The following is a 13,890-nucleotide window of genomic DNA, read 5'->3' as shown; positions in this document are numbered from 1 at the left end:
CCCGGCGGGCCGTGGGTGGGGCGGTGGGGCCGAGTGCCTGGGACGGGTATGCGGCGTCGGTGGTGTCGGAGGCGGCGCTGGTGGCTCTGCGGACGGGGGAGCGGGTGGAGGTGAAGATGGTGTCGCCCCGGCCGGAGTTGTACCAGCTGCGGTGACGTCTGCTTTCCGGTGCTTTCCGGTGCTTTCTTTCCGGCGCTTTCGGCGCTCTACTTGGTGCGCAGGCCGTCGAAGGCCAGGGCGGCGACGGTGTCGGCGATGGTCTCGAGGTTGCCGCGGTCCGGGCGGTACCACTCGATCAGACTGTTGACCATGCCGAAGATCAGGCGGGCGGCGGTGGCGGGGTCGACGTCGGCGCGGACTCCGCCCTCGGACTGGGCCTGCTTGACCAGGTCGGTGACGATCCGGTCGAACTCGCGGCGGCGGGACAGGGCGTGCTGCTCGACCTCGGTGTTGCCGTGCACGCGCAGCAGCAGGGTGACGAACTCCAGGCGGTCCGCGAGGATCAGCACGCTGCGGCGGATCAGCTGCTCGAGCCGGGTGATCGCGTCCGGTTCGTCGAGGGTCCGCGCCGCTTCGAAGAGGCCGTCCAGGGCGCGGTCGACCGCCATCTCCAGAAGCTGTTCCTTGCTGCTGACGTGGTGGTAGAGGGTCGACTTGGTGATGCCGAGCGACTCGGCGACGTCGAACATGCTGGTCGCGTCGTACCCGTGCGCGTTGAACAGCCGCACCGCGGCGGCGAGCACGGCATCCTGGTCATGTCCGGGGCGCCCTCGGCGGCGTGGCTGCATGCGCGGAAATCTACTTGGTGATGCCATCCTGCCGGGCGGGGCTTGATTTACCGACCGAACGGACGGTAAATAGAAGGGGTCCACGCCCAGTCCTCTTGATCGTCCAGTCGCAACGGAGCGAAGATGTCCAACCCCGCTGAGCTGTATGAAACCCACCGCGAGTTGCTGGCGCGCGCGATCGAGGCGACGGCAGCGCGGGATTACTGGTCCGCCTATCCGGAGTCGCCCAGCAAGTCGGTCTACGGGGAGGACGCCGCCCCCGCCGGTGAGCGCGCCTTCACCAGCCTGCTCGGCAAGCCGTTCCCGATCGAGGTCCCCGGCGCGTCCGGCACGGTCGCCACCGAGCACTCGCCCTACGGTCTTGAGCTGGGCGTCAGCTATCCCCGCGCCGACCCGCTCGCCCTGATCGCCGCGGCACGCGCCGCCACCCCCGGCTGGCGTGCCGCCGGTCCCGAGGGCCGCGCCGGCGTCGCCGCCGAGATCCTGCGGCGGATCAACGCGGCGAGCTTCGAGATCGCCCACGCCGTGCAGCACACCACCGGCCAGGCCTTCGTCATGGCCTTCCAGGCCGGCGGCACGCACGCGCAGGACCGCGGCCTCGAGGCGGTCGCCTACGCGCTGGCCGCCACCACCCGGACCCCGGCCTACGCGACGTGGGCCAAGCCCCAGCGCGGTGCCGACCCGCTGCACCTGGAGAAGAACGCGACGGTCGTCGGCCGCGGAGTCTCCGTGGTGATCGGCTGCACCACCTTCCCCACCTGGAACAGCTATCCCGGCATCTTCGCCAGCCTGGTCGCGGGCAACCCGGTGATCGTCAAGCCGCACCCCGGTGCGGTCCTGCCGCTCGCCATCACGGTGCGCATCTGCCGCGAGGTGCTGGCCGAGGCGGGGCTGAACCCCGACGTCGTCACGCTGGCCGCCGAGCAGCCCGGCGACGGCATCGCCGCCACCCTCGCCACCCACCCCGACGTGCGGATCGTCGACTTCACCGGGTCCAGCGAGTTCGGTGACTGGCTCGAGGCCAACGCCCGCCAGGCGGTGGTCTACACCGAGAAATCCGGCCTCAACACCGTGGTCGTCGACTCGACCGGCGACTACAAGGGCCTGCTGCGCAATCTCGCCTTCTCGCTCTCGCTCTACAGCGGCCAGATGTGCACCACCCCGCAGAACATCCTGGTTCCCCGCGACGGCATCGAGACCGACGCCGGGCACCGCAGCCCCGACGAGTTCGGCGCGGATCTCGCGGCCGCCCTCGGCAAGCTGCTCGGCGACCCGCGCCGCGCCGCCGGCACCCTCGGCGCGATCGTCAACGACGGCGTGCTCGCCCGCCTCTCCGAGGCGTCGTCCACACCGGGCGTGGTGCACCCGTCCACGACGGTGAGCGACGAGCAGTACCCGTCGGCCGTCATCCGGACGCCTCTGGTGGCCCGGCTCGACGCCGCCGACGAGAAGGTCTACACCCGTGAGTGGTTCGGGCCGGTGTCGTTCCTGATCACCACCGACTCGACCGAGCACAGCCTGCGGGTCTTCACCGAGACGGTGCGGGCGCACGGCGCGCTCAGCGCCCTGGTGCACTCGACCTCGCCGCAGGTGCTGGAGGCCGCTCGCGAGGCGGCCCTGGACGCCGGCGTGCACCTCTCGGAAAACCTCACCGGCGGCGTCTTCGTGAACCAGACAGCGGCGTTCAGCGACCTGCACGGCACGGGCGCGAACCCCGCGGCAACCGCCGCCCTGACCGACGACTGGTATGTGACGGGCCGTTTCTTCACCCTCCAGTCCCGCCGCCATGTCCCCGCCGCCACCTCGGAGCAGCCGTGACCAATTCTGTCTCTCACCCTGTTTCTCCGACACCCGCCGGGGAGCGGGCGTTCGAGGAGGCCATCGAGCGGGATCAGCGAATCGAACCGGCGGACTGGATGCCGGAGGGTTATCGCCGCACGATGATCCGGCAGATCGCCCAGCACGCGCACTCCGAGATCATCGGGATGCAGCCGGAGGGCGACTGGATCACCCGGGCACCGACGCTGCGCCGCAAGGCGATCCTGCTCGCCAAGGTGCAGGACGAGGCCGGTCACGGGCTCTACCTCTACTCGGCGGCGGAGACGCTCGGCGCCGACCGTGGTGACCTGACCCAGCGGCTCATCGAGGGCCGGCAGAAGTACTCGTCGATCTTCAACTATCCGACCCGGTCGTTCGCCGACGTCGGGGTGATCGGCTGGCTGGTCGACGGCGCCGCCATCTGCAACCAGGTTCCGCTCTGCCGCAGCTCCTACGGTCCCTACGCGCGGGCGATGATCCGGATCTGCAAGGAGGAGTCGTTCCACCAGCGGCAGGGTTACGAGCTGCTGATGACCATGATGTCCGGCACCCCCGCCCAGCGCGAGATGGTGCAGGACGCGGTGAACCGCTGGTGGTGGCCGTCTTTGATGATGTTCGGGCCGCCGGACGCCGCGTCGCCCAACACGGCCCAGTCGATGGCCTGGAAGATCAAGCGCCACACCAACGACGAGCTGCGCCAGCGTTTCGTCGACATGTCCGTGCCGCAGGCCGAGGCGCTCGGCGTCACCCTGCCCGATCCGGACCTGCTGTGGAACGAGGAGCGCGGCCACTACGACTTCGGGCAGCCCGACTGGGACGAGCTCCGCCGGGTGATCACCGGTGACGGCCCGCTCAACCGGCAGCGGCTGGCCCGCCGCCGCGAGGCCGACGAGGACGGCGCGTGGGTCCGGGAGGCGGCCGCCGCCCACGCCGCAAAGCGGGCGGAAGTGGCGGCATGACCGGGGAGATCAAGCACGAGTGGCCTCTGTTCGAGGTGTTCGTGCGGGCCAAGCGGGGGCTCAACCACGTGCATGTGGGCTCGTTGCGCGCCGCTGATCACGAGATGGCGATCCATCACGCGCGCGATCTGTACACGCGGCGGAACGAGGGCGTGAGCATCTGGGTGGTGCGCTCCGATCACATCGCCGCCTCGGACCCGGGGGAGAAGGCGGCGTTCTTCGACCCGAGTGGCGACAAGGTGTACAGGCACCCGACGCACTACGCCATTCCCGACTCCGTTCCGCACATCTGAGGGCGGGCAGATGGCATTCGACGACGCCTACCAGGCGCTCACCGACCACGACGACGATGCCCGCTGGGCGTACGGGACCGGCTTCGCGGACCCGCTCGCCGGAGTGCCGGCGCAGGTGCCGGACGGGGTGGATCCGGCGGACCTCGCCGCGTACTGCCTCATGCTCGGCGACGACGCCCTGATCATGTCGCACCGGCTGCAGCAGTGGGTGACCCGCGCGCCCGAGCTGGAGGACGAGCTGGCGCTGGCCAACATCGGGCTCGACCTGCTCGGGCAGGCCCGCCTGCTGCTGACCCGGGCCTGCCAGGCGGAGAGCGCGGCCGGCCGCGACGAGGACGATCTCGCTTTCCGGCGGGAGGCGGCCGAGTTCCGCAACGTGTGCCTGGCCGAGCGTTCCGACGTCGACTTCGCGCACCTGGTGGCCCGGCTGCTGATCTTCGCCACGTGGCGGCTGGCCGCGTTCGACAGGCTGGCCGGGTCGCGTGATCCGATGCTCGCCGCGATCGCCGCCAAGGGGGTCAAGGAGATGACCTATCACCGGGACTACGCGGCTCAGTGGGTCGTGCGGCTCGGCGACGGGACCGGACTGTCCCACGAGCGGATGGCCGCCGCGGTCGAGGCGATCGTCCCGCTGACCGGCGAGCTGTTCCGTGCGCACGAGGTGGAGATGCGCTTGGCCGCCATCGGGATCGCTGTCGATCCGGGCACACTGCGGGCCGAGTTCGACGCGGTGCTCGACCAGGTCCTGACCATGGCCACCCTCAGCCCGGGGGCGTTTCACGAGGACGCCGCGGTTCCGCCGGGCAGGGCCGGTGACCACACCGCTGCGCTGGCCGAGATCCTCGCCGAGATGCAGGAGCTGGCTCGATCCACGCCGGGTGGTGTCTGGTGAACAGCGTGCTGCTCGACCCGGTGGCGGTTGTCGGCTCGGTGGTGGACCCGGAGTTGCCGATGCTCACGCTGACGGAGCTGGGTGTGGTCCGCGACGTGCGGCAGGACGGCGACGAGGTGACAGTGACCATCACCCCGACCTACTCCGGCTGCCCGGCCATGGACGCGATCCGCACCGACATCCGCTCCGCTCTGCGCCGGGCGGGCTACGGGCGCGTCGACGTGCGTACCGTGCTGGCTCCCGCCTGGACCACCGACTGGATCAGCGAATCCGGTCGCCGCAAGCTGCTCGAGGCGGGCATCGCCCCGCCCGGTCCGGCGCCGCGCCGGTCCGCCGGTCCGGTGCCCTTGTCGCTGACCACGCGGCCGGTGCCGGTCGCGTGCCCGCGCTGCGGGCACGGCGAGACCGAGGTGCTCGCCGCGTTCGGCGCCACCGCCTGCCGTGAGCTGCGGCGCTGCCCCGCGTGCCGGGAACCGTTCGAGCGGGTGAAGGAGATCTAGGTGGCGCTCCTCGAATTCCACCCGCTGCGGGTCGCGGCGGTCGACCGGCTGTGCGACGACGCGGTCGCTGTCACGTTCGCGGTGCCGGACGAGCTGGCCGGCCACTATGCCTTCCGCCCCGGCCAGTCGCTCACCGTGCGCCGGGTCGCCGGCGGCGTCGACGAACGCCGGACCTACTCGATCTGCGCCCCGGCCGGTGCCGCGCCCCGCATCGGGGTGCGGGAGGTGCCCGGCGGGCAGATCTCCAGCTGGATCGTCCGCGACCTGCGGCCGGGCGACACGATCGAGGTCGCGCCGCCGTCCGGGACGTTCACACCCCAGGTCGCGGAGGGCGGCCGGCACGTGCTGATCGCCGCCGGATCGGGCATCACCCCGGTCATGTCGATCGCCACCTCGCTGCTCAGCGGGTCGGGCGCGCAGGTGAGCCTGCTCTACGGCAACCGGCGCGCCGACACGGTGATGTTCGCGGAGGAACTGGCCGACCTGAAGGACACCTACCCCGACCGGCTCGAACTCGTCCACGTCCTGTCCCGCGAGGCCCGGGAGACCGAGCTGTTCACCGGACGTCTCGACGCCGGACGGTTGCGCACGCTGCTGCCGCTGCTGATCGACATCCAGGCCGTCGACCACTGGTGGCTGTGCGGGCCGTACGGGATGGTGACCGCCGCGATCGAGGTGCTCGGCGAGGCCGGGGTCGCCCCGGAGCGGGTCCACCGGGAACTGTTCTGGGTGGACGAGGCACCACCCGAGCCGGTCCGTGACGAAGCGGGCCCCCGCGGCCCGAGCAGCGAGGTCACCGTCGTGCTGGACGGCCGGTCCACCACGGTGACCGTCGAGGAGGGCACGGCGCTGCTCGACGGCGCGCAGCGCTCCCGGCCCGACCTGCCGTTCGCCTGCAAGGGTGGGGTGTGCGGCACCTGCCGGGCCCGCCTGGTCGACGGCGAGGCGACGATGCGCCGCAACTTCGCGCTCGAACCGGCCGAGCTGGCCGCGGGCTTCATCCTCACCTGCCAGGCCACCGCTACCTCACCCAAGGTGGTGGTCGACTTCGACCAGTAGGCGCGGGTTCGACCAGTAGGCGCGGGCTTCCCCGGCGTCCGGCCGGTTGCGCGACGTCGGCCGCCGTGTCGGGCGAGGCACCTGCCCCCGCGTGCAGGGCCGGGCCGCGTGCAGGGCCGGGCCGCGTGCAGGGCCGGGCCGCGTGCAGGGCCGGGCCGGGCCGGTGGGTCAGAGTGCGACCTGGGTGACCCGTTCCGTGGCGATGCGGGTGTCGAGCTGGGAGCGGTCCAGGTTGGCGCAGAGGACGATCGAGGCGCCGGCGGTGAGCGGGGCCATCAGCCAGATGAGGGGCTCCTCCTGGGCCGCGGTGTCGAACAGCACCCGGTCGCCCGCACTGATGCCACGGGAGCGGGCGAGTTCGGCGGCGACCGCGCCGTACTCGCCGAAGGTCGTGCCGTCGACGGTCGCGTTCTCGCCCGCGCCGATGCCACCGGCGGGCGGGGGAGCGCCCAGGTGGGAGCGTGCGGCCTGTGGGAAGTCGCGGTAACCCGCCGGCACGTCCGGAGTGGGGGCGCCTGACGGAGCCAGGCCGAGGACGAACTGGTGCCGGGCCGGCGGTACGTCCTCCAGCCAGCTGCCCACCCGCCGGCGCTCCACGAAGGTCGCGTCGAGTGCGGGGCCGGTTTCGGGTCCGAGGCCGGCCGTGGACCAGCCGCGGAACGACACCTCGATCCCGGCCGCCCAGGCACCGAGCAGCACGGCGGCCGTCTGCCAGTGCGGTGGCAGCAGCACACCCGCGCGGCCGCCACGGGGCAGACCGCACTCGGCGGTGAGGAGCTCCGCCGTGGCCGCTGCCCATCGTCCCAGGTCGGGGGCGGTGAGACCGACCCGCTCGCCGGTGGCGTCGTCAAAGAAGGTGACCAGTTCCTCGCTCATCGCGAACCCACGATAACGGCCACGCCACCGCCACCGGAATCACCTTCCGGAGCGACGGGCGAGCCGCGTATCCGGCAACCTGGGCGAGGGTCAGGCCGCTTCGGGCCAGGTTGATTCGCGTGCTCCGGCCGCGTACCGGGAAAGAAGATGGATGGTTCGCGGCCCGGCCTCCCCGTCGGCCGTCAGGCCGGTTCTGGTTTGGAAGTAACGGACGGCCCGGGCCAGTTCCGCCTCGTCGGTGCCGACGCGGACCCCGAGATCGGCGAAGAGGGCGCGCACCGCCTGCGGATCGGCCGGCGGCGCCTGGCCGGACCACCCGATCAGGCCGCCGACGGCGGTGCCGACCACGCTGAGCATGCCTCGTGCGGACATCGTGACCTCCCGGTTGTCGCTGATGTGTTCAGCTTCCCGGGACGATCTGTGCCGGACATCTGCCTAACGTCTCTGCTTCCTGTGGGGGACTGCGACTTTCGGCCGGTTGCCTAAGGCCACGCGGTCATTTCAGGCGGGGCAGAGGTACGTGCGTGCGAGCCGCACGAGTTCGCGAGCCTCCGTGCCGCTGACGCCGTAACCGGCCACCTCGTCGGCGGCCGCGCCGCGCTTCTGGCCGGTCTGCAGTTCGGCGCAGGCGGCGTTACCGAGCGCGGTGATCTCCTCGGGGCGCCGGTCGACGGCTACCCCGGGCAGCCGGCCCTGCACCGCCGAGGTGAAGCGCTCCGCCGCACGCGCATCATCCGCGGGGCGACGCGCCGCCTGGTTCCGCGCCGAGTCCGGGCCTGGCGCCGCCGCGGCTCCTGACGGCGCGGCTCCTGACTGTGCCGCACCTGACAGTGCACCTGACTGCGCGGAACCCGCCGCCGCGGAATCCGCTGAGGAACCGGGCGCGGTCTCCGCCGGGAGCGGGCTGCCTGCCGCGGACCCGGCCTGCGGGTCCGACGCCGGCTGACTGGCGCTCACGCTGGGTGACGCGGGCAGAGCAACGCCGTCTTTCCATTCCGGTACGGCCGGAGCGGTGCCGCAGCCCGCCAGGACAGGCACGGCCACCATGGTGAGCAACAGTCCGAGCCTGTTCATCGGCCGCCACGCTCCAGCCGCAATCCGGGTCGCGCCGTCAGCGCGGTCTCGACCTTGTGGACTTCCGCCGCACCGTCACCTGGCAGATCCCCAAGATCGTCAACGGCGGCGGCGGGCCTGGGAGCGACCGGCCGGGGAGCGACCGGCGGGGGAACGGCGGGGCGGAGGACGGGCGGCGTTCGACCGGCCGAAAGGCGGAGGGCGACCGCCGGCTCGGCGATCGTAGGACCGAACGGGCGGCGTTCGACAGGCGTGCGCGGCCTGCCGATTTCATTGCGGAGCGTGAGGTCGGTGGGGGACACCCGGCGAACCCTAGACGCCGCCGCGCGCCGTACGCGGTGCCGCGCCGCAGCCACCCGGACGGGCTACCGGGGCGTTCGCAAATCGGCTCGGCATCGTCGCAAATCGGGCGGGCGTGTACAGCGAAGTCACAGAGGGCTCACCGCCACGAGACAACGTAGCGGCGCACTGTTGCCCCATGACCGAGCCGGCCGACCCCCGGCGAACCGGTCACCACCCAGCCCCACCTCCGGCCGCGCGAGCCACGGCCGGAGGGCATGTTCGAGGAGGCCCTGGCATGTCCGATCTACTGACCCGTCCCGCAGACGGCCGGACCCCGATCACCGATGGTGAAAGTGTGGCGGCTGACGTGCCGCCGACCCACATCGCGCCGGAGATGGTGCGGCCGCCTCGGGATCCGCGCTGGAAGCGGCGGGTGGCCGGTGGTGCCGCGGTGCTCGTGCTGGTCGCCGGCGGTGGCAGCACCGGCGCGTACCTCACCGAGCAATACCTGCAGAGCCGCCCCGCCGCCGCGGCGACGGTGACCACGATGACCGAGGGTTCCGACCTCGCGCCGATCGTGAAGAAGGTCCAGCCGAGCATCGTCACCGTCCTGGTCGACGGTGCCCGCTCGTCGTCGCTCGGGTCCGGTGTGGTGCTCTCCGCGGCCGGCCTGATCCTGACCAACAACCACGTGATCGCCGAGGACGGGACGGTCAGCGTACGTCTGTCCACCGGCGAGACCGCGCCCGCCAAGGTGGTCGCCACCGACGCCGGTCACGACCTGGCCCTGGTGCAGGCGAGCGGGCTGTCCGGGCTGACCCCGGCCACGTTCGCCACCGACGACAGCGTGGCGATCGGTGACACGGTGCTGGCGTTCGGCGCGCCGCTCGGACTGGAGGGAACCGTCACCTCGGGCATCGTCTCCGCCCTGGACCGCAGCCTGGACACCGGCGACGAGAAGCTCACCGGGCTGCTGCAGACCGACGCCGCGATCAACCAGGGCAACTCCGGTGGTGCGCTCGTCGACATGTCCGGCCGCGTCGTCGGCGTGAACGTCGCGATCGCCACGGCCGGCGACAGCACCGGCAGCGTCGGGGTCGGCTTCGCGATCCCCGCCGGCACCGTGACCAGCGTGGTCAGCCAACTGAAGTCCCGGATCAGCTGACCCCGCCGGTCCACCGGGCCGCAACCGCCCGGCCTGCCCGCAAGCGAGCCGCGGCCCGGCGCCCGGCCTGCCCGCAAGCGAGCCGCGGCCCGTCGCCCGGCCTGCCCGCAAGCGCGCCGCGGCCCGGCGTCCGGCCCGCACGAAAGCGAGCCGCGGCCCGGCGCCGGAAGCGGGCCGAGGGACGACCCGGCGGGATCAACCCGCCAGGTGCCCCCAGCGGCCGGCAAGCTCCTCCCAGGTGCCCTGGTCCTCGGCACGGCCACCGATCAGCACGACGACCTTGTCCGCCTGAGCCAGCGCCGCCCGTTTGGACGTCGAACCGACCACCGTCACCCCGTGCGACCGCAGCGCCCGCCACAATTCCAGCTCCGTGGTCACGTCCAGCGCGGACGAGACGTCGTCGGCGATCAGCAGCTCGGTCCTCGGTGCGAGGGCCCGGGCCAGGGCCAGCCGCTGCAGCTGACCGCCGGAGAGCCGGGTGCCCTTGTGACCGATCAGCAGTTGCAGGCCGCCGCCCGCCGTGGACAGGTCGTGCTCCAGCTGGGCCACCGACACCGCGTCCGCCGCGTCCACCTCGTGCCCGAGCTGGATGTTGTCGGCCACCGTCCCGGACAGCACCCGGGGGAGCTGTGCGACGTACCCGACCTGGTTGGGCCGCAGGAACATCTCCGGCTCGTCCACGAGGTGATCGTTCCAGCGCAGCTCGCCGGTATGGTGCACGATCCCGGCTAGCGCCCTCAACAGAGACGACTTGCCGGAACCGACCGGACCGACGACCAGGACCAGTTGCCCTCTGTCGACAGTGAGGTCGATGTCCCGTACCCCCAAGGCGCCGTTCTCGTGCACCGCGCTGAAACCGCCCAACTCGAGCCTGCGCAGCGACTCACGCGGCGCTGTCGGCGGCGCCGGCGCCGTGCCGGCGGCGAGATCGACGCCCGGAACGTCCGCCGAATACTCGGAGTGACCCGACATCGCGACCGTCCGCATGGTCCACACCCTCGCTGACGGGAAGTGCGAGACCAGCGACGCGGTCGTCCAGGCGAACCACCGTGCCGACCCCAGGGTGGCCACCGCGATCAGCGCGGCCGCCGCCGTGAGCTGCCCGGACAGGTACATCGCCCAGGCCGCGATCGGCAGCAGGCCGCTGGCGATCGACGGCGTGGAACGCGCCCACACCTGAATCGCGATCTCCCGGCGCTGCAGCTCGCTGCGCGCGCCGTCGAGCGTGGCCAGATGCGCCAGGACCGGTTCGGTCGCGCCGGCCAGCTTGACCGTGCGCGCCGCCGACAGCGACGACACCAGCGAGGTCGCGAACGCCGCGCGGGCAGCGACGGTACGCCGGGCGGCCTGCTCCAGTTTCGGCCCGAACAGGGTCGCCGCCAGCCCGGAGACCAGCATCGTCCCGAGGAACAGCAGCGCCGGCACCACCGACTGGGAGGCGAGCGTCATCGCCACCACGGTCACCAGGGCGACACAGTTGTCGATCAGGTTGTCGGCGAGCATCACCACCCGTTCGGTGTCGCCACCCTGAGCGACCACCTCGGCCGGGGTGTGCTTGCTGACCCGGCGCGGGCCGATCTGGCCGTGCACCAGCCGCAGGCTGATCCGCAGCATCTGCCGCACCCACCACTCCGGGAACCAGGCGCCGGTGTAGTACAGCGTCGGGATCAGCAGCAGCAGCGCGGCCGCGATACCGGCGGCCGGATAGACCGGGTTGCCCACGCCGTCAACGACGTTCGCCCAGAGCAGCGGCAGGATCGCGCCGTCCAGGCCGAACAGCACCAGCAGCAGGAAGAGCGAGACGGCACCCAGCCCGTACCGGGCGTCGTTGGTGGCCAGCCGCGCGATCTCCCGCATGGTGCGGGTCGCCGGAGACGCGGGCAGCGGCGGCGGATCCACTGTCGGCAGCGGGTTCGTGAGCGAATCCGGGCCGAGCTCGACCTGCACGGCGGTGTCCCAGTCGCCGACGTGGTTCTCCGGTCTCCCGGTCAGCGTGCCCCCGCCGGTACCGACCGGAACCGTGAGGTTGCTGCTGGCCATCAACTCGGCGAACCGTTGCGACTCGCGCAGCGGACCGGACTCGAGAACCTCGCCGTCGGCCAGCACGACCACCTCGTCGCACCGCTGCACCGAGGAGAGCCGGTGCGCCACGATGACGCCGATCCGGCCGTCGAGCAGCCGGTCGGTGGCGCGCTGCACCCACGACTCGGTCACCGGGTCCATCCGGGCGGTGGCCTCGTCGAGGATCACCACGTGCGGGTCACGCACCAGGATGCGGGCGAACGCCACCAGCTGTTCCTGCCCGGCGGAGAGCTTGTAACCGCCCTCGCCGAGCTTCGTCTCGATGCCGTCCGGCAGCCCGGCCGCCCAGGTGGACAGCCCGAGCTCCTCGAGCGCCGTCGCCGCACGGGGCAGCAGGCCGGAGTCGAACAGTGCGATGTTCTCGGCGAGCGTGCCGGCCAGGATCTCGGTGCGCTGCGGAACGATCGCGGTCCACCGGCGCAGGCCCTCCACGCCGATGTCGTTGATGTCGACCCCGCCGAGGAACACCGTGCCGCGCGGCACATCCACGGCCCGGGTGAGAACCTTGGCCAGAGTGGACTTGCCGGAACCGGTGCGGCCGATCAACGCGTACGACCGGCCGCGCGCGAATGTGACGCTGACGTCGCGCAGGGCCGCCGGGCGGCCGCTGTCCGACTCGCCGTAACGGAAGGTCAGGCCCCGCACCTCCAGGTCACCGTCGACCGGGGGCACGCCGTCGACCGGCTCCTGCGGCACGTTGCTGAGCATCTGCACCCGGCTCCAGGCACCGAGCGCGTTCTGCAGCTCGGGCACCATCCGCGTGACGTGCTCCAGCGTGCCGCCGAAGCCCAGAGCCAGGAGCCAGACCGCGGTCAGCCGGGCACCGTCGATCTGTCCCGCCGCGAGCGCCGCGGCGCCCACAACCACCAGGACCGCGATCAGGGTACGGGTGATCGCGCCCGCGCCCATCGTGATGCGCGACGACGCCCGCCACACCCGGCGGCCCCTGACCAGCACCTCCCGCGCGCGTTCGGCATAGAGCCGGCGCACGTAGGGAGCGGCGAGGCTGGTGCGCACGTCGTCCTGACCGTGGATCGCCTCCTCCATCACGGCGGCCAGGTCGGACCAGGCCTCCTCCTCGGAGATCCGGATCGGGGAGATCCGCTGGATCGGCTTGTTCATCGTGACGAAGAGCAGGAGACAGACCACGATCATGGCGACGGCGGCCGGCCACCACACCGCGAACGTCGTGACGATCGAGAGCGTCGCCACCGCCATCGACTGCGCGATCCGCACACCCCCGCCGCGCAGCTCCGCACCGACCTGGTAGACGTCCGAGTCGATCCGGTCGAGCAACTCGCCGACGGGCGTGTTCTCCAGAGTGGGCACATCCTGGCCGAACGCCACCCGGTTCAGCTCACGCCGGAGCCGGGCGGTCCAGTCCGCGGTCAGCCGGGCCACCACCAGGCCCACGAAGACGTCGCTGAACACCGCGGCGCCCAGCGCGATCGACAGCACCACGAACAGCGAGAACGACTTGTCGACAAGCACTGGGCCGGCGAGCGCGAGCGACAGCGCCGACCCCGCAGCACCGAGAACGATGAGGAGAGCGACGAGCGTGGTGCGACTGCGGCTTGTGGCCCATAGGTCGCGGAGCAGACGCATTGAACAGTCCTCTGGCCGGTGGTGGGAAGGGCGGTGTCCCCATCCTGCGCGGCCCCCGAGACCGACTCAACCGGTTTAATTCCCCCTCGTTGCCGGGGAGGCGCCGCTGAGCCCCAGCCGGGCGAGCCGGCTGGGCGTGAGTGGTGTCTTTTGGCCCGGGAGGCGCCGCTGAGCGCCAGCCGGTCGGGTGGGCTGGGCGTGAGGGGTGTGTTTGGGCCCGGGAGGCGCCGCTGAGCGCCAGCCGGGTGAGCCGGCTGGGCGTGAGGGGTGTCTTCAGGCTCGCGGGGCGCCGCTGAGCGCCAGCCGGGTGTGCCGGCTGGGCGTGAGCGGGGTGAGGTTCGGGTTGGGCGGTGAGGTGGGTGGCCCGGCGGCTGGGTGGCGGTGAGCTGGGCGGCCCGGCAGCGGGGCCGGCGGCGGGGTGGCGGTGAGCTGGGCGGCCCGGCAGCGGGGCCGGCGGCGGGGTGGCGGTGAGCTGGGCGGCCCGGTGGGGGTGGTGG

At 72.2% G+C, this 13,890-nt stretch carries 12 protein-coding genes and 1 pseudogene; 7 read left to right on the top strand and 6 right to left on the bottom strand.

Going from position 1 to position 13,890, the window contains the following annotated elements; genetic code table 11:
- Positions 1–206 precede the first annotated feature (206 nt).
- On the bottom strand, positions 207–788 hold the full coding sequence (locus ACFQV6_RS43735) for a TetR/AcrR family transcriptional regulator (protein ID WP_378033650.1): 582 nt from the start codon (positions 786–788) through the stop codon (positions 207–209).
- Positions 789–911: 123 nt separating this feature from the next.
- Here ACFQV6_RS43735 and paaN point away from each other — a divergent pair, with 123 nt between their 5' ends.
- The 6 genes from paaN to paaE all read left to right on the top strand — a co-directional run bounded on the left by paaN (position 912) and on the right by paaE (position 6,309).
- Positions 912–2,606, top strand: coding sequence for a phenylacetic acid degradation protein PaaN (gene paaN, locus ACFQV6_RS43730; protein ID WP_378033649.1), 1,695 nt, complete (start codon positions 912–914; stop codon positions 2,604–2,606).
- 98 nt (positions 2,607–2,704) lie between these two features.
- Positions 2,705–3,565 carry a 1,2-phenylacetyl-CoA epoxidase subunit PaaA gene (paaA, locus tag ACFQV6_RS43725; protein WP_378033651.1) on the top strand — a complete coding sequence of 287 codons (861 nt, stop codon included), beginning with the start codon at positions 2,705–2,707 and terminating at the stop codon, positions 3,563–3,565.
- Positions 3,562–3,858 (top strand): 1,2-phenylacetyl-CoA epoxidase subunit PaaB, encoded by a 297-nt coding sequence (gene paaB, locus ACFQV6_RS43720; RefSeq protein ID WP_378033648.1) that lies wholly within the window; start codon positions 3,562–3,564, stop codon positions 3,856–3,858. The genes paaA and paaB overlap by 4 nt, the downstream gene beginning before the upstream one ends.
- A gap of 10 nt (positions 3,859–3,868) precedes the next feature.
- On the top strand, positions 3,869–4,750 hold the full coding sequence (paaC, locus tag ACFQV6_RS43715) for a 1,2-phenylacetyl-CoA epoxidase subunit PaaC (protein ID WP_378033647.1): 882 nt from the start codon (positions 3,869–3,871) through the stop codon (positions 4,748–4,750).
- Positions 4,747–5,250: a 1,2-phenylacetyl-CoA epoxidase subunit PaaD gene (paaD, locus tag ACFQV6_RS43710; RefSeq protein ID WP_378033646.1), complete on the top strand. Its 504-nt coding sequence runs from the start codon at positions 4,747–4,749 to the stop codon at positions 5,248–5,250. The genes paaC and paaD overlap by 4 nt, the downstream gene beginning before the upstream one ends.
- Positions 5,251–6,309: a 1,2-phenylacetyl-CoA epoxidase subunit PaaE gene (paaE, locus tag ACFQV6_RS43705; protein WP_378033645.1), complete on the top strand. Its 1,059-nt coding sequence runs from the start codon at positions 5,251–5,253 to the stop codon at positions 6,307–6,309. It abuts the gene before it with no gap.
- A gap of 168 nt (positions 6,310–6,477) precedes the next feature.
- Here the strand turns inward: paaE and ACFQV6_RS43700 are convergent, their stop codons facing one another.
- The 3 genes from ACFQV6_RS43700 to ACFQV6_RS43690 form a co-directional block, all read right to left on the bottom strand.
- Complete coding sequence (locus ACFQV6_RS43700; protein WP_378033644.1) at positions 6,478–7,185, bottom strand: TIGR03089 family protein; 708 nt, start codon at positions 7,183–7,185, stop codon at positions 6,478–6,480.
- A 90-nt stretch (positions 7,186–7,275) separates the two neighbouring features.
- The gene (locus tag ACFQV6_RS43695; protein WP_378033643.1) at positions 7,276–7,557 is read right to left on the bottom strand and encodes a peptidoglycan-binding protein; all 282 of its coding nucleotides are present in this window, start codon (positions 7,555–7,557) and stop codon (positions 7,276–7,278) included.
- Positions 7,558–7,686: 129 nt separating this feature from the next.
- Entirely contained in the window at positions 7,687–8,259 is a 573-nt protein-coding gene (locus ACFQV6_RS43690; RefSeq protein WP_378033642.1) for a DUF732 domain-containing protein, read from the bottom strand.
- 577 nt (positions 8,260–8,836) lie between these two features.
- Here ACFQV6_RS43690 and ACFQV6_RS43685 point away from each other — a divergent pair.
- The gene (locus ACFQV6_RS43685) at positions 8,837–9,706 is read left to right on the top strand and encodes a S1C family serine protease (RefSeq protein WP_378033641.1); all 870 of its coding nucleotides are present in this window, start codon (positions 8,837–8,839) and stop codon (positions 9,704–9,706) included.
- A 195-nt stretch (positions 9,707–9,901) separates the two neighbouring features.
- On the opposite strand, the gene ACFQV6_RS43680 is transcribed toward ACFQV6_RS43685, so the two are convergent.
- The gene (locus ACFQV6_RS43680) at positions 9,902–13,393 is read right to left on the bottom strand and encodes an ATP-binding cassette domain-containing protein (RefSeq protein ID WP_378033640.1); all 3,492 of its coding nucleotides are present in this window, start codon (positions 13,391–13,393) and stop codon (positions 9,902–9,904) included.
- Between the two features lie 273 nt (positions 13,394–13,666).
- Positions 13,667–13,890, bottom strand: a pseudogene (locus ACFQV6_RS43675) (hypothetical protein); the annotation flags it as partial.

The organism is Actinoplanes sp. GCM10030250, from assembly GCF_042666575.1.
In the GTDB taxonomy this organism is placed as follows: Bacteria; Actinomycetota; Actinomycetes; order Mycobacteriales; family Micromonosporaceae; genus Actinoplanes.
The sequence above is the reverse complement of the archived record's forward strand: the minus strand, read 5'-3'. Positions and strand labels throughout refer to the sequence as shown.